At 70.0% G+C, this 21992-nt stretch carries 8 protein-coding genes; 3 read left to right on the top strand and 5 right to left on the bottom strand.

What is annotated here, in order from left to right; genetic code table 11:
* Positions 1-72: 72 nt before the first annotated feature.
* Positions 73-2220, bottom strand: coding sequence for a prolyl oligopeptidase family serine peptidase (locus tag ACS04_RS34830; protein ID WP_107438790.1), 2148 nt, complete (start codon positions 2218-2220; stop codon positions 73-75).
* 48 nt (positions 2221-2268) lie between these two features.
* Positions 2269-4050 carry an N-acetylglutaminylglutamine amidotransferase gene (locus ACS04_RS34825; RefSeq protein ID WP_048480860.1) on the bottom strand — a complete coding sequence of 594 codons (1782 nt, stop codon included), beginning with the start codon at positions 4048-4050 and terminating at the stop codon, positions 2269-2271.
* Positions 4051-5017: 967 nt separating this feature from the next.
* Between ACS04_RS34825 and ACS04_RS34820 the strand changes: the two genes are divergently transcribed.
* Complete coding sequence (locus ACS04_RS34820; protein WP_048480859.1) at positions 5018-5422, top strand: ATP-binding protein; 405 nt, start codon at positions 5018-5020, stop codon at positions 5420-5422.
* A gap of 358 nt (positions 5423-5780) precedes the next feature.
* Here the strand turns inward: ACS04_RS34820 and ACS04_RS34815 are convergent, their stop codons facing one another.
* A complete protein-coding gene (locus ACS04_RS34815; RefSeq protein ID WP_158977828.1) occupies positions 5781-6080 on the bottom strand; it encodes an STAS domain-containing protein in 300 nt (99 codons plus the stop codon).
* A 601-nt stretch (positions 6081-6681) separates the two neighbouring features.
* Between ACS04_RS34815 and ACS04_RS34810 the strand changes: the two genes are divergently transcribed.
* Complete coding sequence (locus ACS04_RS34810; RefSeq protein WP_048480857.1) at positions 6682-7131, top strand: SRPBCC family protein; 450 nt, start codon at positions 6682-6684, stop codon at positions 7129-7131.
* A gap of 411 nt (positions 7132-7542) precedes the next feature.
* Here the strand turns inward: ACS04_RS34810 and ACS04_RS34805 are convergent, their stop codons facing one another.
* Positions 7543-9021, bottom strand: a complete 1479-nt coding sequence (locus tag ACS04_RS34805) for an MFS transporter (protein WP_048480856.1) — start codon at positions 9019-9021, stop codon at positions 7543-7545.
* Between the two features lie 442 nt (positions 9022-9463).
* A complete protein-coding gene (locus tag ACS04_RS34800; protein ID WP_048480855.1) occupies positions 9464-14368 on the bottom strand; it encodes an FG-GAP-like repeat-containing protein in 4905 nt (1634 codons plus the stop codon).
* 424 nt (positions 14369-14792) lie between these two features.
* On the opposite strand from ACS04_RS34800, the gene ACS04_RS34795 reads away from it, so the two are divergent.
* Positions 14793-21992: a polymorphic toxin-type HINT domain-containing protein gene (locus tag ACS04_RS34795; RefSeq protein ID WP_053081123.1), complete on the top strand. Its 7200-nt coding sequence runs from the start codon at positions 14793-14795 to the stop codon at positions 21990-21992.

Genomic DNA, 21992 nt, shown 5'->3' with positions numbered 1-21992 from the left:
GGACGGCAGAGGCGGGGTCGGCCACGGCACGGGCGGGCTTCACGTGCTTGATGCGCGGCCGGGCGCGCCTCCTCATGATGCTGCCTGGGTGCCGAGATGGCGCTCCAGCCAATCGGCCGTCGCCCGCCGGTAGAGCCTGCGGTTGTCCGCCCTCAGGAACTCGTGGCCCTCGTCGCGCAGGGTCAGCTGCTGCGCCGTCACTCCGCGCTCGCGTGCCGCTCGGATGAACTGCTCCGATTCCGTAGGCGGCACGTTGGTGTCGTGTTCCCCGTGGACGGCCAGGACGGGCGCGCGCAGCTGGTCGATGCGGCTCATCGGCGACAGGGCGCGAAGCAGGTCCCGGTCGTGGTCGGGGTGTCCGTACTTGGCGGCGGCGGACTGGGCGATCCAGGGTTCGGTCCCGGAGAAGAAGGTGTCGAAGTCCGACATCCCGCATACGGCGACTCCGGCCCGGAACAGGTCCGGGTGCCACACCAGTGCGGCCATGGTGAGGTAACCGCCGTATGAGCGGCCCATGACCCCCAGCCGCAGCGGATCGGCGTAGCCGAGTTCAACGGCGTGCGCGGCGCAGTCGGCGACATCGTCGATGGCCGAGAAGCGGCCGGCTCCGAGGTCGGCGTCCACGAAGGACCGCCCCCAGCCCGAGGAGCCGCGGACATCGGGAGCGTAGACGTCCAGACCGCGGCCGAGGATCTCGTGGTAGAGGGGGTTGAAGACGGGCCGCTCCTGCTCTTCTGGGCCGCCGTGGAGGTGGAGAACGCAGGGAGCGGGGCGGCCTGCGGCGTTTCCCGGTGCCCTGTAGTACCAGCCTCCGAGCAGCAGCCCGTCTCTGGCCCGGCACCGCATGGGGGCGGGGCTCACGGGAGGCCTGCCGGGCGGGACGGCGTCCTCGTCACGGGCTGACCAGGGGGTTCGCGTCGGGGCGGGGCCGTCCGTCAGGGACCAGATACCGGGCCTGCGCCGCGATCCGGACAGAGCGGCGAAGAGACCGCCGGCGCCTACGGGTGCGATGCGGGTCACCACCTCGTGAGGCAGGTCCCGCTGATGGACCGGCCCCACGCCGCGGTACGGCGCCTGCGCGGTGTCCGCACCGGTAAGTCCGACGGTCTCCAGCTCCACGGCCCCCTGGACGTTCCAGGCGAGGGCGGCCCAGCGGCCGTGGTCCGGAATGCTCAGCAACTCGAGACCGGACCCCTCCCGCTCGGCGGCGACGGTCACCTCCGCCGCCGTACCGTCGTCGTCCAGACGGACCCGGAGCAGTGCGGCGAACTCCCTGTCCGCATCACTGCGCAACCACAGGATCCGCGCGTCGGCCGAGAACCGCCCGATCCACGGGTCCCCGTCGGCCACGTGCTCCGACCAGACGGTGCTTCCGGTCAGCGTGTCGAGTACGAGCGCCTCCCGCAGGCCACGCGGGCCCCTGCGGACCAGCGCCAGTCGGCCTCCTGCACCGACGTCGCACACGCGCAGGGACGCGGCGCCCTCCTCGGCGAACAGAAGGACGGGAGCGTTCACGCCGTCCGGGTCCATCAGGTAGGCGGCGAGGCCACCTGAGGAGAGCCCCTCCGTCCCTGTGGTCGGCTTGTCGGACGCGGTGGGCACGGCCCCCGTGCCCAGCAGCCTCGCTGCTCCGTCGCGCACGGCCCATCCCGCCTCGGGGGCCGCACGGCCCGCCGCCGCCTGGGCGGCGTCCGGCGGCACGTGCCCGGATCCACGGTGTTCCGCTCCCCTCGCCGAGGGCTGGGCGACGGTGACGGCCAGGGCGGAGCCGTCCCTCGTCCAGGATCCGAGGTGGGCGGAGCCACCCGGCCCCGCGCCCGCCAGGACCTTGCGCCCGGTGCCGTCGGGGCGTACGACCAGGACCCGGGTGTGCTCCCCTCCCCCGGGCGCGGCGGTGTAGGCGATCCAGCGACCGTCGGGAGACCACGACACTTCGATCACCGGATCCGGGCTGCCGTCCAGGACGTGCACTTCCGTGCCCCCGGCCGGACCGCACCAGAGCTGCGGGACCCCGGCACGGTCGCAGATGAAGGCGACGTGCTCGCCCCTCGGGTCCGACGCGGGGTACCAGCATCCGTGCGCGGTGAGGAGGGTAGGCGGATCGGCACCGCCCCCGCCCGGCGTCCGCAGCAGAACCGGAGCCGACAGGGGGCCGGAGAGGGGGTGGGGGCCGGTCGCCATCGGGGCCGGCGAGGTGTACGCGGGGCGATCCGGGGCCATGTCCGCCTTTCCGTCGTCGTACGGGATCCCTGCCCCCCAGGCCGGGGGTCAGTTCACCCCGTGGGCCTGGAGCCAGATCTCCAGCGACGCCACCTGCCACAGCGTGTTGGCTCCGCGGTGGGTGCGGTGGCGGTTGGGCGCCGCAAGCATCTCGGCCACGAGGGCCTGGTCGAAGATCCCGCGTCGGCGAGCCTCGGGGGCGGTCAAAGTCTCCCGCACCTGGGCCAGCACGGGCCCGGCCATGTGGCGCACCGCCGGCACCGGGAAGTAGCCCTTGGGGCGATCCACCACCTCTGCGGGGAGGATCTTGCGTCCGATGTCCTTCAGCACTGCCTTGCCGCCTTGGGCGAGCTTGAGTTGCGGCGGGCAGGCAGCGGCCAGCTCGACCAGTTCGTGGTCCAGGAACGGCACGCGGGCCTCCAGGCCCCACGCCATGGTCATGTTGTCGACCCGCTTCACCGGGTCGTCGGCCATGAGTGCGTGGACGTCCATCCGCAGGGACGCGTCGAGAGCGGTCTCGGCCCCGGGGGCGGACATGTGGGCACGCACGAACTCGCGTGACACGTCGTGCCCCGCTGCCACACCCGGTCGCAGCATGGCGGTGAGGTCCTTGTGCGGCCGGTCGAAGTAGGCGGCGGCGTACGCGCCGGCCGCGTCGGGACGGGCGGCGGAGGCGATCTGCGCATACCAGCCGTAACCGGCGAAGACCTCGTCCGCACCCTGGCCGCAGAGCACCACCTTGACGTCCTCGGCCACCCGTTGCGACAGCAGGTGGAACGCCACCGCGTCATGGCTGACCATCGGCTCGCTCATCGCGCCGATGGCGGGGACCAGAGCGGACGAGAGCCGTGCGGAGGGAATCATGAACTGGTGGTGATCGGTCCCGAAGGTGCGGGCGACGAGGTCCGAGTACAGGAACTCGTCCCCGTCTTCGCCGTTCTCCGCCTCGAAACCCATCGCGAAGGTCACGATGTCCTCGTGGCCCCCCTCTGCCAGCAGGGCCACGAGCAGGCTGGAGTCCAGGCCGCCCGACAGAAGGACGCCGACGGGGACGTCTGCGACGGTGCGCCTGCGCACCGCCGTCCGCAGGGCATCGTCGATCGCTTCCCGCCACAACGCCGGATCCTCGCCGAGGTCGGATCCGCGGGTGTACGACGGCTGCCAGTAGCAGCTGTCGCGGTGGGTGCCGTCCGGGTCGACGACGCGGACGGTGGCGGGCGGGATCTTGCGGATGCCGGCCAGGATCGTGCGGGGGGCGGGAACCGTCCCGTGCCAGCTCAGGTAATGGTGGAGGGCCACGGGGTCGATGGAGGTATCCATCCCGCCGGCCGCCAGCAGTGCCGGCAGGGAAGAGGCGAACCGCAGACGGTCGGCGTCCTGGGTGACGTAGAGAGGTTTGATGCCCAGCCGGTCACGCGCCAGCACGACACGGCCGGTGCGGTGCTCCGCGACGACGAAGGCGAACATGCCGACGAGGTGATCGACACAGCCCGCTCCCCACTCGGCGTACGCCTTCAGGACCACTTCGGTGTCGGACCGCGAGAAGAAGCGGTGACCCCGTTGCTCAAGTCGTGAGCGCAGCTCTCGGTAGTTGTACACGCAACCGTTGAAGACGATGGTCAGACCCAGCTCCGAATCCGTCATCGGCTGCGCACCGCGCTCGGACAGGTCGATGATCTCCAGACGACGATGCCCGAATGCCACCGCCCCTTGCGACCAGGCGCCCCGGCCGTCCGGCCCGCGGGGCTCCAGAACGTCGGTCATGCGCTCCACGGCGGCGAGGTCGGGCCGCTCGCCGTCAAACCTCACCTCCCCGCTCAAGCCACACATCGCGCACCTGCCCTACCGGCCGCGCCGCGGGACGGGCGTCCCGCGGTGCCGCCTCCGGTCGCGTGACCTTCTTCCGTGTCCAGCAGCATCTCTTTCCTCCTACGAGCCGACCCCGGCCGGCGATCAATCTGAGGAGCGCCTGCCCGCTGGAACATCTTTCAAGCGATGACAGTGTGTAGTCGCCATCTGATGCCGAGTACAGCGGGTAGCCCCGCTCTCACGGCGAGTGTTTCGGCCCACCGCGGGGCGCCCGACGCGGAGACCGGCAGCACCCGATTGCCGCTGCGGCTTCTTTCGCGCAATCGCCGCGGCTACGTCGACGGGCGCGCGGGTAGACGCCCGCCAGGAACCGGGAAGCGGCAATCCCGTGCATGACGCGGCAGAATCCACCGTCAGAACCCGCCGTCCCGACCGAACTGCACGGAGGCGCGATGAAAGCCACCGACCAGACCCGCACGCACGAACCCGCCGGCGGCGACCCATGGCCCCAGTTCCGGGCGGTTCAGCAGGCCATGGAGCGCCTCCTCAGCTCCGCCGCGGCCGGTCCTCGCACGACCACGCGCCTGTCGGAAGCCCGCAGCGCGCCGAGACACCAGGCGGAAGGAAAGTCGCCGTCATGATCTCGACATCGATTTCGCTCGTCCCGGCGGCCGACGGGCCATTACTGACGTGGCTGAGACCGGGGCTTCGCCGGGCCCTCGCCGTCTGCCCCCTGGTAAACCAGCACTCTTCAGGGAGGGTGCGCCGGTGGTAGGTACATCAGCGGGCCCCGGCCGCTGCCTCGAGGCGTCGGGAACGTTCCCTCACCCACGCGCTCCCGGCGGGACTATTCTTATTCGCTGCCTGTCCATGCCAAGACGTAAAGCACTGGCAGACAAAGAAGCCGGCCCGAGCGGGCAGCAGGGGTGGACGGCGGGAGACGTCCAGCTCATCGCTTACAGGGTGCAAGCGGGGGAAAGTGCACGATATGGAAGATGCGACGCTACCGCCTCTACTTCCGGCGGAACCGCTCGGAGCGGGCCTCAGCTGCGCGCAGGCCCGGGAAACCGCCCGTGCAAGCCTGGCAGGCGTGGATCTGCCCGCCGCGGGTGTGGACGACGTACTGACCGTGGTAACCGAGATGATCTCCAACGCCCGCCGCCACGGTGGCGGCGCAACCGCCTTCCAGGTCACCGCCCGGAGCGGAATCGTCACCGTCGAGGTCCGCGACCGCTCGACTGTTCCGCCCCGGATCAAGCCCTGGGCCCCGAACGAACCCGGCGGCTTCGGCTGGCGGCTGGTCAACCAGCTCGCCACGACCGACGTCCGCATCCACAACGACGGCAAGACCGTCACGGCCACGCTCAACGCCGCCCAGACCGGTCGGCCCTGACCCGCCGGCACTCAGCCGAGCTCCCAGGGACAACTGCGCTCGCCCCGCCCCGCGCGCCTGCGCCCACCGCTGTGAAGCGGGACCGACAGGTCCGGTAGCCGGGGCGGGCGGTCATCGGGGGTGGCGGTGCCGACCGTGCTTGTGATGTTCGCCTGTCGTCAGCAGCACGAGGGCCAGACCGAGAGGCAGCAGGAACAGCAGCAACAGAGTCATGCATTCGTATGTGCCCACTCGGCACCAGCCGACACGAAATCACCCGGGCCCACGCATGACGCTCCCGCGACCCGGGACTACGGAGCGTGGGCTCCGACGCAAAGACGCGGGGCCGGACCAGACCCGACGAACGCCGCGTACGGGCTCAGGCCGCACCGGCCTCGCGCACCTCGAACAGGGCAATCGCCCCGGTCAGATTGAGCAGGCGGTGCAGCTGTGCCGGCAGCGGACCCGCCAAAGCCAGCGGGCGGGTATGGCGCAGGCGGATCAGGGCGTTCAGGAACGACGAGTCGGCGAAGGTCACACCCCTTACGTCCAGCACCAGCAACTGCGCGCCGGTCGTCTCGCGTTCACAGGCGTCCCGCAGCAAGCCGACCGTGTCCTGATCGAACTCGCCCGAGCAGGCCACCACACACACGCCGTCCGTCTCGGCATCAACCGTCACCCTCGGCGCTTCCATACAACTCTCCGCTCCCGTACTTCAACGACGTACACCATCGCCCACCTGCACCGTACGGGGAAGCCGGCCGAAGCGACAGCACCGTAGCCAAGCGGCAGCATTCTGGGAGCTGCCGCTGCCGTCTGCCTGCCTGCAGAATCCAGTCGTCCACGAAAACGATCATGCCAGAAGGCTCAGGTGTGGCCAGGAAGCTGCGGACGGCCGCTGGCGCAGTATGGGGCGGCCGCCCGGGACCCGCCGTCATGCAAAGACCACAGCTGCGTCGCCGAGAGGCAGCAGCGCGATGGCCAGCAGGTCCGTGCGGGCGGGACGCGGATCCTGCGGCGAATCGTCTGGTTCCGCCGCGGGCGCACGCAGCCGGTCGACGAGTAGCGCTTCGGCTCCCGCCCGCTGCGGGACCTGCTGCGCCGCGCGCCCCCGTGCCCCGCGGGCCATCCTCGCCGTCCTGAATTGGCGCATCCGCCGATGGTGCGTCTGTTCGGGGGTGATGAGCGAGCAGATCGCGGGCAGGTGCGCGCCGACAGGGGAAACGGCTCCCCGGATACGGCAGGCCCGACATCGGGCCGGCGAAGAGGAAGGACACTTCATGTCGCAGGTCGAAGAGTCGATCGAGGTCAACGTCCCCGTGCGTACGGCGTACAACCAGTGGACGCAGTTCGAGACGTTCCCGCACTTCATGGACGGTGTGGAGCGTATCGATCAGCGCACCGACACCATGACGCACTGGGTCGCGAAGATCGGTGGAGTGACCAAGGAGTTCGAAGCGGAGATCACCGAGCAGATCCCCGACGAGCGAGTCGCCTGGACCACCCTGGGCGGCGAGGTGAAGCAGGCGGGCGTGGTCACCTTCCACCACCTCGCCGACAGCAAGACCAAGGTGATGCTGCAGCTCGACTACGACCCGGACGGCTTCGCCGAGACCGTCGGCGACAAGCTCGGTTTCGTCAAGCGGCAGGTCACCGGTGACCTGAAGCGGTTCAAGGCGTACATCGAGGACCGCGGCCGCGAGACGGGGGCCTGGCGCGGCGAGGTCTGATTACCCCGTACTGGCCTCCCAGGGTGAAGCTCCCCGGCCCGCTGTCACCCGCTGCCGGGCCGGGACCGACTGGGAGTGGGGTGCGAGCCCCCGAGGACGGAGCGCCGACGGCGACCCGCGGCCGGATGCCGCGCCACGGGCCACCGTCGGCCCCACCTCGTCAGACCGCGTGCAAGACAGGCGGTTCACCAAGGGCCATGCTCCGCAAAGCCCGGATCACCGACCGCCACGGTTACGAGCCGAAGCATTCCAGCAAGAAGCCCGTGCGCTCGCCCTGACCGGCGCGTCCTTCGATGCGGTCACCCCCGGCCTCGATGAAGCCTGCCACGTCCTCGACCAGGCACAGCCCTCCGAACCCGCCAGCTGCAACGGGCTTGTGTGCGCCGGCTACCAGTCGGCCCCGGAGGTTGCTCAGTCGGCCTGGTCGGCCTGCTTGGGCAGGTAGAACATCAGGGCCCACATCAGGGCGAGGAGGCCGCCGACCCACCACAGCACGGTCACGAACGCGTCGCGGTTGACCGCGCCGTCGGGAGAGCCGCCGGTGACGGCGAAGAACGCCACGCCGGTGAGCGCGGTGCCCAGCGCGATGCCCAGGTGAATGGCGGTGTTGAACAGGCCCGAGGCCGAGCCTGCGTCCTCGTGCGGGACCCTGGCCAGCGACAGATCGGCGAGCGGGCCGGAGACCATGCCCAGGCCGAAGCCGATCAGCACTACCGGAGCGGTCATGGCCCGCATGGTCAGTTCGCCCTGGTGGCTGCCGATCTGGAGCCCGTAGGCGACCATCGCAGCGGTCGCGATGAGGACCCCGGCCTGCGGCAGACGGCGGGCGAACCGTCCGGCGGCCTTCGCCGCGATGGTCGCGCCGCCCAGTTCTCCCACGGAGAGCAGTACGAAGGCCACCGCGGCCTCCAGCGGGCTCATGCCCAGCCCGCGCTGGAGGTACAGCGTCCAGGTCATGAAGAACAGGCCGCACAGCAGGCCGTGCAGCAGGTCCGCGGCCATGCCCCCGCGGAACTGCCTGACCCGGAAGAGGGACAGGTCCATGAGCGGGGCGTTGTCCTGCCGGCGCCACTGGTGGCGCAGGAACAACCAGAGGACCAGGACGCCGGCGCCGAGCATGACCAAGCACCACAGCGGCCATCGGTGAGCGTGGCCCTCGGTGAGCGGGAAGAGGATCAAGACGATGGCCAGGCAGGACAGCAGCATGCCGGCCAGGTCGAGCCGGTCGGCCTTGCGGACGGTCGACTCGGGGATGAACCTGCGTCCGAGCAGGAGTACGGCCAGCCCGACGGGCACGTTGACCAGGAAGATCGGCCGCCAGGACAACCCGAACAGGTCGGCCTGGGTGAGCACGCCGCCCAGGACCGGGCCCAGGACGTTGGCGATGGCCAGGACGGCCCCGTACAGGCCGAATGCCTTGCTGCGGCTCTGGCCCTCGAAGGTGACGTGCATGGTCGCCAGGACCTGCGGGATCATCGCGGCCACGCCGACGCCCTGGAGCAGACGGGCGCCGATCAGCACACCGGGGCCGGTGGCCAGACCGCACAGCAGCGAGGCAGCGGTGAACACGACGGTGCCGACGAGCAGGATCCTGCGGCGGCCGTAGATGTCACCCAGCCGCCCGCCGGTGATCAGCCCGACGGCGACCGGCAGGGAATAGGCGGTGGTCAGCCACTGCACCGCGACCGGTCCGGCGCCGGTCGACTCCTGGATCGCGGGCAGGGCGGTCAGGATGACCGACTGGTCGAGCATGTTCATCAGCTCGGCGGTCAGCAGCACCAGAAGGGCGATCCATGCCCCCACGGCCATCGTCGACGGTCCGGATGACGGGGGGTTCGGGGTCTGGATGGTGGCGTGCTCTGGCTCGTTGCCGAGCGAGGAGGAAGACAAGACGGGAGCTCCTGATCCAAGGGAATCGGGGAGCCCTGCCGACAGCCGCACCGGGGCCGTGAACACGAGACCCGGGGCAGACGGCAGAGCTGCACCCGGGAAGGAAACTGCGGGGAACGGTGACGCAACTCAGGCCAGCGCGACGTCCGCCCCCCGAACACGTGCGACACAACAGCACGCGGGGATAACGGACGACTACATGGCCTGGTTGATAAGAAGTCACCTCAAGATCGACACACAGATGGAAACAGGAAACCTGGTCACCGTCACCGATACCTCGGCACAGCAACCCCACCACGTTACGACACCCCGGAGCCCAGGCCCACATCAAATAGTGGACGCAGGCCGGGGCCGCGCGTCACGGGAGAGGATACGCAGAGGCCCCGCACCTTCCGGGAAGGTGCGGGGCCGTTGGGCGGCTACTGGTGCGGAGCCGGCCGGGTCACCAGGTGCCCGGCAGGGCCTGCCAGCTGCGGAGGCTGTTCTCGAAACCGCCGTCCGGGCGGCTCTTGAACGTGAAGGTGCTGGAGGCACCGCTCGCGTAGTTATACACGATGCCGATGTCCTCCCGGCCGTCACCGTCGGTGTCGCCCGAGACCGGCAGGGCAGCGCTGGTGCCGTACCAGTTCCCCTCCGGCGTGTCCCAGCTGCGGACGTTCTCGCCGACCGTGCCGTCGGCCTTGCCGAGCAGGGTGTCCAGCGAGGCGTGGCCGTCACCGTGGTCGTACATCAGGGCGACGTCGGCGCGCTTGTCGCCGTTGTAGTCGCCGACGGTGATCTTCGTCTTCGCGTACTCCCAGACACCGGCGGCCTTGGCCCAGTGCTTCACCGGGGCGGCGAAGCCGCCGTTCGGCTGGGCGAGTCCGGTGAACAGGGCCGTGCCGTAGGAGGCGTAGCCGTACATGGCCAGGAAGTCGTCCCGGCCGTCGCCGTTCATGTCCCCGACGCGGAAGGTGGCGTAGTCGATCCACCACTTGCCGGTGCCCGTGCGCCAGCTCGCGACGGAGGCGTTGAAGGTGTTGTCGCCCTTGGAGGTCCACGTGTGGGCGCCCATGTCGCCGTCCCCGTAGTCCTGGATCAGGGCGAGGTCGGCCCGCTTGTCGCCATTGAAGTCACCGGCCAGGGGCTGGGACTTGGCCCAGGTGTACACGCCCTTGGCGACGGTGATGCTCTTCACCGGGGTGAAGGTGCCCGTGGAGTTGGAGACGAAGTTCCACAGCGCGGTGCTGCCGTCCTCGTATCCATACCAGGCGCCGATGTCGGCCCGGCCGTCGCCGTTGAAGTCGCCCGCGACCCACTTGGCCTGGGTGGCGGAGAAACTGCCCTTGGCGCTGGTCCAGCGGACCGTCGGCTCCGAGAAGCCGCCGCTGGGCAGACCGTCGAAGACCCACAGCGCGGTGGTGCCGTCGCCGTAGTCGTACGCGGTGGCCAGGTCGCTGCGGCCGTCGCCGTTGAAGTCGCCCGACAGGTCGGTCCGCAGGTGCGCGGTCCGGTCGGCGGGCAGGTGCTCGACGGTGCTGCCGGTGGTGCGGTTGTGGCGGATGTAGCCCTTCTCGAAGTCCTCCCGGGGTCCGCCCGCGACCTCGTACTCGTCGGAGGTGGGGTAGCCGAGGGTGCTCTTCTCGCCGCCCAGCGCGATCCACTTCTTGCGGATCGAACCGAACACCGACCAGGCGCCGTTGGTCTTGGTCCAGTAGACGGAGCCGGTGTCGGCGGAGTCGGAGCGCTTGCGGAAGTGGTTGAAGCGGGCCACGCCGCCGTCGCCCACGTTCGTCTCGTCCGTGGTCGGGTAGCCGAGGTAACTGGCCGGGCCGCCGAGCGAGGCGTACTTGTCGAAGACCGCTCCGTGGACGGACCAGGCGCCGGTCTCGGGAGACCAGTAGATGCCGCCCCTGCCGCCCGCGGTGGAGGAGAAGGTGGAGTTGTAGCCCGTGCCGTCGAAGTTCTTGGCCTCGTCGGAGACGGGGTAGCCCATGATGGACTTCTCGGCGCCCATGCTGAGCCACTTGGCCCGGATGGCGCCCCAGACGACCCAGGCACCGCTGCTGGGGTGCCAGTAGATGGAGCCGTTGTCGCTGGTCGCGCCGACGCCGCGGATGTTCACGTACCGGCCCACGCCGTCGGCGGGGACGAGGACGTCGGTCGTCGGGTAGCCCAGCGCCGTGCCGCCCTTGGCCAGGAACTTGGACAGGATCGGGCCGCACAGCGTGTGCGTGCCGGTGGCCGTCGAGGTGAAGGCCTGGCACTCGGACCACGAGGTGCCGCCGAGGACCAGCGGACGGCCAGCCGCGAAGGCGGAGCCGGCGGACGCGGCCCGGCCCGGGAACTCGGTGATCCGGCCGTCGCCGCCGCGGGACCACAGGTCCGCGAAGCCGTCGGTCTCGAAGTCGCCGTTGGTGGACAGGTGCGGGTAGGCGGCGCCGGTGAACCCGGTGGCGATCTCGCCCGCACGGGCGGAAGGCTCACCGAAGACCGCGAGGTCGGCGGTGGTGGCCGCGCCGGGCTCCGTGGTGCGGCGGCTGGTGTACTGGTGGATCTTGCCGGTGACGGTGTCGCGGGCCCAGACCTCGGGCAGCTGGTCGCCGTTGAGGTCGCCGGGAGCCATGATCGTCATGTTCTTCCAGTCGGCGTTGCCGAGCGCGATGGGCTCGCCGAACACGTCCAGGAAGCCGACCGCGGAACCGAGGTACAGCCACAGCTGGTCGCCGGACTTGACCAGCAGGTCCGGCTGGTCGTTGTCGTCGGTGCGGCCGTCGCCGTTGTCGTCGTTGACGCTGCCGATGGAGACGACCTGGTCGGCATTGGCCCAGTGGTCGTTCGCCTCGGGATCGGCGACCTGGAGTTCCAGGCGGTTGGCGTCGGCGTTCTCCAGATCACCGTCGCCCTTGTTCGGGTAGACGTAGAGGTTCTTGCGCGAACCGTCCGGGCTGGGCCTCAGGACGACGAGGTCCTCGTAGTAGTCCTCGTTCCAGCTGCCGCGGTGCGCCACGGAGGCGGCATCGGCGAAGGACCCCTGGTCGAGCTGGCGGGACAGATCGAAGGTGCCGTCGCCCTTGCCCGGGTGCATCCACAGGGTGCCGGCCCCGGGGTCGACGCTCCAGATGTCGACCGTGCCGTCGCCGTTGAGGTCGCCGTGCTTGTCACGGGTGGCCAGGCGCTTGGCGTAGAAGAGGTATTCCTTGAGGTTCGACCGGTTGCCGGAGGCGTCCAGGCTGCGGACGAAGAGCCGCTGCGGACCGGCCGTGGTCGGCATGTACTTGACGTCGATCGAGCCGCCCTGGGTCGTCGGGGCGACCTTGTTGACCTTGGGGTTGGAGTCGGTCCACCACTCGAAGGCGGTGACGTCCTTGACGCCGTTGGCACCCAGGGTGAAGACGCCCTCGGTGCGGGCGAAGCCCGTCTTCTCGGGGTCCTCCTCGTTCTCGGGGAACTGGACGGACTTCACGGACGGGGTCTTGTCCGGCCTGGTGCGGTCGATCGTGAAGGTGCACTGGCCCGCCCAGGGACCGGGAGCACCGACCTTGTCCAGTGCCCGGACGTCCCAGCGGTAGGTGCCGTCGAGCCCGGTCGCGGGGATCGGCAACTGGGCCACATTGCCGTTGGTGACGCTCCTTTCGACCTTGGTGGGGGTCGAGGCGCCGTCCTTCCAGTAGTGGAACTCGGCCCAGAGACCGACGTCCTCCTTGTCCTTGTCCTTCACGCGGGCCCGCAGGACCACCTGGTCGGTCGTTCCGATGGTGCCGCCGGTGCAGGGGACGGAGGGGTCGGTGGAGCGCTCGGTCACCTTGTCCGGGGTGGTGTTGAAGGTGACCGAGATGCGGGCGCTGTTCGGGTCGAGCTTGCGCCAGGAGACGTCGACGGTGTCCTTGGCCGCCTTCAGCCCGAACGTCCAGTTGCCCCAGTGCTTCTGCGCGGCCGTCGCCACGGCCGACTTCACGTTCAGCTCGATCAGGTCGCCGTCGCCGGGGCAGTTGCGCCCGCCGTAGGACTGGCCGGTCGCGTCGACCATGCGGACCCAGTTCGGCTGGTTGTTCCAGGTGGTGGACTTGGAGATGGTGCCGGTGTCCCAGACCTGGATGTCACCGGACTTGCAGCTCCAGGAACCGGCCGACTTCTGCTTGATGCGCAGGGTCGACTCGATGATCTGCTTGTCCCAGTAGTCGGTCATGCCGACCTGGAAGAACGTCTTGGCGCAGATCACCGCGTTGCCGTTGGCGGCGTCCTTGGCACAGCCGACGCGGGCGTCCTTGCTGAGCGTGCCGCCGTTCCAGTAGTTGGTGTTCGGCGAGGACGGGAACGCGTTGTGCTTGTACGCGATCGTCCAGGCCTGCTTCCAGGCGTCCCAGGTCGGGTCGATGACGACCGGGTACGTGGTGTCCGGGGCCCGCAGCAGGCTCTGGTCCGGGGTCAGCGTCAGCGTGGACCCGGAGAGCCGGATGCCGAGGTCGGCCTGCTTGGCGCCGGTGGTGACGCCCTCGACCGGGGCGACGGGAGCCGCCGGGGCCGCGGCCGCGGGTGCGGCCTGCGGGGCTACCGCGGGTGCGGCGGCCGGGCGCGGCGCCTTGGCCGACGGGCTCGCCGGGGCGGCGGCGTCGGGGGCCAGGGACTGGGATCGGGCCTGCGGCTGCTGCTGGGCCTGCGGCTCGGCGGTCTTCTGCCCGCCCGCGTCCCACATTTGCGGCTTCGCCGAGCCGAACACGGTCTGGCCGTTCGGGTCCAGCGCGCGCAGCTGGCCGTCGGCCTCGGCACGTACGGTCAGCCCCTTGGCCTTGAGGCCGAAGTCGAGCTGTGCGAGGGCCGGGTTGGACGCCGCCTCTCGGGACTTGACGATCAGGGCGTGGGAGAAGCTGTCCACGGTCGCGCTGACGCGCAGGTCGACTCCGGGGAGGACCTCGGGGTAGACGGCGCTGTCGCCCTCCAGCTTCGGCTCGGGAAGCGGCTTGGGCCAGGACAGGGAAACATCACGGCCGTTTTCCGACATCACCGCCAGCGGAGCCTCGCCGCCGCCGGAGAAGGTCAGGCCCATTGCCGTTGCTTTAGGTGCGACACGTCCGTCGCGACCGCGCTCCAGAGTGGTGTCGACCGGTATCAGCTTTCCGCCCTTGCGGACCCGCACGGGCACCAGGGCGCGATTGGCCGTTTTGGTCCCGTCGGGGTTGGCCCACACGTCGTCGGTCTCGGTGCGCCCGCTCACGATCTCGACCGGCTTGCCGGTCCGCTTGGCCTCTGCGGCCGCCCTTTCGGCGTCGGTCCGGGCGGCGGGATCCTCGCTTCGGGCAGCCGCGTCACGGGGACCGGCCGCCACGGCGGCGGGTGCCGCGGCCAGCAGGCCGGCAGTCAGTGCCACGGTGGTGACCAGCGCTGATGCCCGTAGGCGTGGCTGGCCGATGGCGCGGAGCCGCGCCAGGGGTGGTCTCACGGGTGTTCCTCGCAGTCGTCCCGCGCGCCCCGGGAACGGTTCCCGCGCGCGGATGGCTCGAATCGGACCGGGTGAGCTTCTCACGTGGGGCGCACCAGAAATAAAGCGGAAGAGGAGATTCCCATTCCAGGGACTTACTGTCCGCCTTTGCCCGTTCTTGGTTTCCTCAAGAACCTTGGAAAACCTGCGGTAACGGCCGCAATAAAGTGTGACGCACTCCTCGCTGTTACTTTTTGGGTCGTTGTCGAAACAGCGTGTAGATTACTTCCACGCGTGACTTTTCACGGAATCCACTTTGCCAAATCACAATTCGTACGGTAGGGGCGGGCGGCGCAGACGCTCGCTCGGCTGGTTGATACCAGCCCTGGCCGTCAGCCTGGTCGTCACAGGACTCAGTGCACCGCCCGCGACGGCCGCCACCGGGACCAAGCCGGAACTGCAGAAACTGACCAAGGTCGGGGGCAAGCCGGTCACCGGCAAACCCGCCTCCGGCCCCGCGGAATCCCAGCGGAACAAGTGGACCGGCGCCCCCGCGGTCGCCTGGCCCGCGGCCGGCTCCGCCGAGGTCCGGGTCCCTGCGGCCACCACCCCCGAAGCCCCCCGCGCCGGGATGCTCGCCGCTCCCGCGGCGGGCGGCCCCGAAGCTCCGGCCACGGCCAAGGTGCGGGCCGGGACGCTGCCGGTACGGCTCGCCGCCGCGGCCGCGGCGACCCCGCAGACGCGCAGCGCGCCCAAGGGCCCGCAGTCCTTCGCCGCCCCCGCGCCCGGTGCCCCTGCCCCGGCCCAGGACGACGTCAAGGTCCGGGTCGACCTGCACGACCGCACCCAGGCCGACCGGGCCGGCGTACCGAACGGCCTGCTCCTCACCGTGCAACGCACCGATGCCCGTACCGGGGACGCCGCCCCGGTGTCGGTCGAGCTCGACTACAACGCCTTCAAGAACGCCTACGGCGGCAGCTGGGGCTCGCGCCTGCGCTTCACGGCCCTGCCCGCCTGCGCGCTGACCACCCCGGAACGCCCGGAATGCCGTAACGGCACGCCCGTCACCACCCGGAACGACGCGCAGACGGGCACGCTCACGGCGACCGTCGACGCCCCGGCCCGCGGGGAGTCGGCCCCGGCCGTCGGGGCCTTCGCCAAGCCGAGGTCGCAGGCCCCGTCGTCCGGCCGGCCGATGATGCTGGCCTCGGCCGCCGGCGCCGCACCGATGGTGCTCGCAGCCGCGCCCAGCGCCGACGGAGCGAACGGCACCTTCAAGGCCACCTCCCTCAGCCCGACCGGCACCTGGCAGGCCGGCGGCTCCGCCGGTGACTTCTCCTGGTCCTACCCTCTGGAGATCCCCGCCTCCCTCGGCGGCCCCAGCCCGTCGCTTGCGCTCGGCTACTCCAGTGCGCAGATCGACGGCCGCACCTCCGCCTCCTCGCAGCAGACCTCCTGGGTCGGCGACGGCTGGGACCTGGGCTCGAACTTCATCGAGCGCTCGTTCCTGCCGTGCAGCCAGGACAAGAAGGAGGGCTCCGGGTTCAACAACCCCAAGGACGACACCGGCGACCTCTGCCACGCCGTCTCCACCGTCACCATGTCCCTCAACGGCGGCTCCACGCAGCTCGTCCGGGACGACAAGACCGGAGTCTGGCGGCCCTCCGAGGACGACGGCTCGCGCGTGGAGCTGCTCTCCGGCGCCGACAACGGCGACAAGAAGGGCGAGCACTGGCGGGTCACAACCCCGCAGGGCGTCCAGTTCCACTTCGGCCTGAACAAGGTGCCCGGTTGGAGCACGGGCAAGCCCGTCACCAACTCCGCGCTGCTCGTGCCGGTCTACGGCAACCACCCGGGCGAGGACTGCTTCAAGGCCGGTGACTTCGCGAACTCGGTCTGCGACCAGGCCTACCGCTGGAACCTGGACTACGTCGTCGACCCCCGCGGCAACGCGATGACCTACTGGTACAACAAGGAGGTCAACCACTACGGGTCGAACTACAAGATCGCGGGCGGTTCGACCAACCGCGCCTACGACCGCGCGGGCTGGCTCGACCACATCTCCTACGGCCTGCGCAAGGACAACCTCTTCGCCCCGGCGCCCGCCCAGGTCGATTTCACCGTCGCCGAGCGCTGCCTGAAGACCAAGGACTTCGACTGCGCGCAGGACAAGCTGAAGCCCGAGGTCGACTGGAACATCGCCAAGATGTGGCCCGACACCCCCGGCGACCAGCTGTGCGCGGCCAAGGAGGAGTGCAAGGCCCGCTTCACACCGACATTCTTCACCCGCAAGCGGCTGACGGAGATCACCACCGAGGTCTGGAACGGCACGGCGCACCAGCCCGTCGACACCTGGAAGCTGACACAGGACTTCCCGCAGACCGGTGACGGCACCGACTACCCGCTGTGGCTCACCGCCGTCCAGCACACCGGCAAGAACGGCAAGGAGGTCAGCCTCCCGCCGGTCACCTTCCGCGGCAAGCAGCTGCCCAACCGAGTCGACGGCATGGGCGACGGCAAGCCGCCGTACCTGCGCTACCGCATCGAGGCCATCGACACCGAGACCGGTTCCACGGTCAACGTGCACTACCGCGCCCCGGAATGCCGGGCCGCCGAGCCGCGCGTGATGCCGGCATCCCACGAATCGAACACCCTGCGCTGCTACCCGGTCATCAACGAGATACCGGACCCGAACGACCCCAAGCGCGAGAAGAAGCTCTACGTCACCGACTGGTTCCACAAGCACATCGTCGACCAGGTCCAGGAGGAGGACCGCAACGGCAACTCCCCCGCGCGCGTGACCGAGTACCAGTACCTGGGCGCGCCGGCGTGGGCGTACGACGACGAGACCGAGACCATGCGCCCGAACACGCGCACATGGTCGCAGTGGCGCGGCTACGAACGCGTGCGAACGCTGATCGGCGCCGCACCGGACAAGCGGTCCCTGACCGAGACGCTGTTCTTCCGCGGCCTCGACGGTGACCGGGCCGCCCCCTCGGGCGGCAGGCGTTCGGTGAAGGTCAAGGACTCCGAGGGCAACGAGATCGCCGACCACCGGCTCTTCGCCGGCCAGACCCGCGAGGTGCTGGCCTACAACGGCGAGGGCGGCGCCCTGGAGGCGGCCACCACGTACACGCCGTGGTTCCACGGACCGACGGCCACCCGTCTGCGCGAGGGCATCGAACCGCTCCAGTCCTTCGTCCGCGGCACCACCAACGTCTCCTCGCGCACCCTGCTCTCGGGCAACCGGGGCTGGCGGCGCACCTCGCAGGAGACCACGCTCGACGAGCGGGGCATCCCGCAGACCGTGTCCGACCTCGGGGACGTCTCCGACCCGAAGGACGACAGCTGCACCCGCTACGAGTACGAGTCCGACGAAACCCTGTGGATCATCGGCCGGGAGAAGCGGATCGAGACGGTCGGCAAGGCCTGTGACGCCAAGGACGTGCAGCGTCCCGAGGACGTCGTATCCGACGCCCGCCTGTCCTACGACGCCGTCGGCAACGTGGTCCGATCCGAGTCGCTGTCCGGCTACGCGGACGGCCGGCCGCAGTACACCACGGACGGTTCGCTGACCTTCGACGCCTACGGCCGCCCCAAGACCACGACCGACGTGTTCGGCAAGGTCACCAAGATCGACTACGCCCCGGCCGCCGGGCAGATCGTCACCAAGGTCGTCACCACCAACCCGCTCGGCCACACCGACACCACGGAGACCGACCTCGGCCGCGGGTCGATCCTCGCCAAGGAGGACGCCAACGGCCGGCGCAGCGTCATGCGGTACGACGCCCTCGGCCGCCTGGTCACGGCGTGGTCACCGGACCGAGACCCCGACACCAAGTCCCCGGACGCCGAGTTCACCTACGACGTCCGTCCGGACGCGCCCGTCGTCATCACGACCAAGTCCCTCGTCGACGACGGCAGCTACCGCAGCAGCTACGAGATCTACGACAGCAGCCTGCGCATCCGCCAGACCCAGCTGGAAGCACTCGGCGGCGGCCGGCTGATAGCCGACACCTTCTACAACAGCCTCGGCCAGGTGTGGAAGTCCAACGGCGCCTACTACACCGGCGGCACCGCCTCCGGCGAACAGTGGGCCCCGAAGGACAACGAGGTGCCGTCCTCCACCGTCACCCAGTACGACGGCAGCGGCCGGCCCACCGCGCAGATCTCCCGCAAGTTCGGCGAGGAGACCTCACGCACGACCACCGCGTACGACGGCGACAGCATCACCGTCGACCCGCCCACCGGCGAGACCCCGACCCAGGCCTTCCTCGACGGCCAGGGCCGCAAGACCGAGCTGCGCTCCTTCCGCTCGGACTCACCGACCGGCGCCTACGACGCGACCCGCTACGGCTACGACCGGCGCGGCCAACTCGAATCGGTCGTCAACGCGGCCGGCGACACCTGGTCCTTCGCGTACGACATCCGGGGCCGCCAGACGAAGGTCTCCGACCCGGAGAAGGGCACCACCTCCAAGGTCTTCGGCAAGGGCGACCGCCTGGAGTCGGTGACGGACCAGCGGGGCAAGACCGTGGCGTTCGCCTACGACGCCCTGGGCAGAGTCACCGAGACCCACGAGGGCTCGCTCTCCGGTGCCAAGCTCAGTGAGATCGCCTACGACACCCTGCCGGGCGCCGTCGGCCTCCCGGTCTCCTCGACACGCTACGTGGGCGGCAACGCCTACACCCACGCGGTCACCGGCTACGACCAGGGCTACCGGCCCACGGGGTCCTCGGTGACCATCCCGAAGTCGGAGGGCGCGCTCGCCGGCACGTACTCCTTCTCCACCGGCTACCGGCCCAACACGGGCCTCACGGCCTGGACGCAACAGCCCGCGGTCGGCGGCCTCCCCGCCGAGCGCGTGACCATGAACTACAACCACTTCGAACTGCCCACCGTCATGGGGGTGGCGGGCAAGACGTTCGTGGGCAAGGTCGACTACTCGCCGATGGGTGACGTGCTGCGTACCGAGACCGGCGCCGCCGGCTCGCAGCTGTTCACCACCAATTTCTACGACGAGCAGACCCGCCGGCTGACCCGCACCGTCAACGACCGGGAGAAGGCCCCCGGCCGGATCAACGACACCTCCTACGAGTACGACGCAGTCGGCAACATCCTCAAGGTCAAGGACCAGGAGGGCGCGGCCGCCACGGGTACGACGGACACGCAGTGCTTCGCCTACGACTACATGCGCCGCATGAGCGAGGCGTGGACGGCGAGCGACGACTGCGCGGCCAAGCCGAACGCCACCGGTCCCGGCTCCGCGCCGAAGGTCGGCGGCCCGGCCCCGTACTGGACCTCGTATGCCTTCGACACGGCCGGCAACCGCACCAAGGAGGTCCAGCACTCCACCACCGGTGACCTCACCAAGGACGTCGTCCGCTCCTACGGATACGGCACACCCGGCAAGCCCGGCGCCAACCGGCTCCAGCGAGTCGACACCTCCGGCCCCGGCGGCGTCCGCAGCGACACGTTCGCCTACGACGAGGTCGGCAACACCAAGACCCGTACCGTCCAGGGCAACACCCAGCAGATGGAATGGGACGTCGAGGGCCACCTCGCCAAGGTGACCGAGGGCACGAAGACCACCGAGTTCCTCTACGACGCCAACGGCAACCGCCTGATCAAGCGCGACCCGGCCGGTACGACGCTGTACCTGCCCGGCACCGAGGTCAGGCTGAAGCCGAACGGCGCGGTCGAGGCCACGCGCTACTACGCGCACACGGCCGGTCCGACGATGGTGAGGACCGCCAAGGACGGCGCGATCACCACCTCCTACCTCCTCGCCGACAACAACGGCACCGCCACCACGGCCGTCGACGCGGCCACCCAGGCCGTCACGCGCCGCAAGTTCACCCCCTTCGGTGACGCGCGGGGCACCGCGCCGGCGGTGTGGCCGGGGAAGAAGTCCTTCGTCGGCGGTGAGACGGACGAGTCGACCGGTCTGGTCCACCTGGGGGCCCGGGAGTACGACCCGGCCACCGGGCGGTTCCTGTCCGTCGACCCGATCGTCGACTACAACGAGGCCGCGCAGCAGAACCCGTACGCCTACGCCAACAACTCGCCGGTGACGTTCTCCGACCCCGCCGGCCAGGCCATCGCGCCGCCGGTGATGCCGATCAAGGACTTCACCGACGCCGAGGCGGCCTGGGCGAACTGGGCGAACGGCCGAAGCGCCCTGGACGTGGCGCTGGACGTGGCCGTCGGCATCCTCAAGGACGCCTCCGGCTACAACGACATCAAGTCCTGCCTCGGCGGCGACTGGGGTGCCTGCGCCGGCCTCGCCTTCGAGGCGGCGCTGCCCTTCGCGGGCAAGGCCAAGCGCATCCTGAAGGCCCTGGACCGGGCCTGGGACGCCTTCAACAGCTGGATGGGCAAGCTGAAACTCGCGCGGGACATCCTTGCGCGCGTCGAGCGCTACCAGCAGGCCATGGCCAAGTACGCCGAAGACCTGGCCGAATGGAAACGCCAGATCGAGGAAGCGGCCGAACGGGCCAGAAAACTCGAGGAGGAGGCGGCAGCGGCGCGAAGAGCCGCACAGGAACGGGCCGCGGCGGCGGCCCGCAAGGCCGAGGAAGCCAAGGCCACCGCGGCCCGGCAGGCCAAGGAAGCGGCGGCCCGCGCCAAGAAGGCCGACCGGCACGGCAAGTCCTCCAAGTCCGCCGAGCCGAAGAAGGCCGCCAAGAACGACGGCGGCGACGGGGGCGGAGGCAGCTGCAAGGTCCGCAACAGCTTCACGCCCGGCACCGAAGTCGTGATGGCCGACGGCTCGGCCAAGCCCATCGAGGACGTGGAGATCGGCGAGCAGGTCCGCGCCACCGACCCCGAGACCGGCACCACCACCGCCGAACCCGTCTCCGCACGGATCGTCGGCGAGGGCGAGAAGCACCTCGTCCGCATCACCGTCGACACCGACGGAGACAGGGGAACGGCCTCCGAGGTCATCACCGCCACCGACGGCCACCCGTTCTGGGTGCCCGAACTGCGCCGGTGGGTCAACGCGGGCGACCTGAAGGCCGGCCACTGGCTCCAGACGTCCTCGGGGACGTGGGTGCAGGTCACTTCCGTGACGGCGTGGACTCAGGCACAGCGCGTCCACAACCTGACGGTCACCGACACGCACACCTACTACGTGCGGGCGGGCGCGGCCTCCGTCCTGGTCCACAACTGCGGCGCTCTCAAGAACGCCACGGACGACGACCTGCGGGCGAGCGCGCTGAAGGAGATCCCGCCGAAGAACGGCAAGCCGTTCCAGCGCGACTTCCACATGACCGAGGCGGGCCGGGCCCTGCAGAAGCACACCGACCCGGTCAAGCGCACCGCCGACCACGTCAAGAAGTACCTGCCGTTCCTCAACGGCGCGAACCGCCTCACGGACAAGCGGGCACTCAACGACGGGGCCGAGGTGCTGCTGGACGAAATCCTCGGCAGTTCCACTGCCACCAGGACCATCGAGCAGTCCTCTGCCTTCTACGGTGGACACGTACTCGACATCATCGAGAAATCCACCGGCCGCGGCGCGCGATGGAGTCTGCGCGGCGGCGGACTGCAATTCGAGGGATGGCTATGA

Source organism: Streptomyces roseus (assembly GCF_001044425.1).
GTDB lineage: Bacteria > Actinomycetota > Actinomycetes > Streptomycetales > Streptomycetaceae > Streptomyces > Streptomyces roseus.
This window is presented reverse-complemented; position numbering and strand designations above follow the sequence as displayed.

Bases quoted from the DNA above. Each gene is read 5' to 3' on its own strand.
- ACS04_RS34825 (WP_048480860.1), bottom strand. From the start codon at position 4,050: ATGTGTGGCTTGAGCGGGGAGGTGAGGTTTGACGGCGAGCGGCCCGAC.
- ACS04_RS34830 (WP_107438790.1), bottom strand. From the start codon at position 2,220: ATGGCCCCGGATCGCCCCGCGTACACCTCGCCGGCCCCGATGGCGACC.
- ACS04_RS34810 (WP_048480857.1), top strand. From the start codon at position 6,682: ATGTCGCAGGTCGAAGAGTCGATCGAGGTCAACGTCCCCGTGCGTACG.
- ACS04_RS34820 (WP_048480859.1), top strand. From the start codon at position 5,018: ATGGAAGATGCGACGCTACCGCCTCTACTTCCGGCGGAACCGCTCGGA.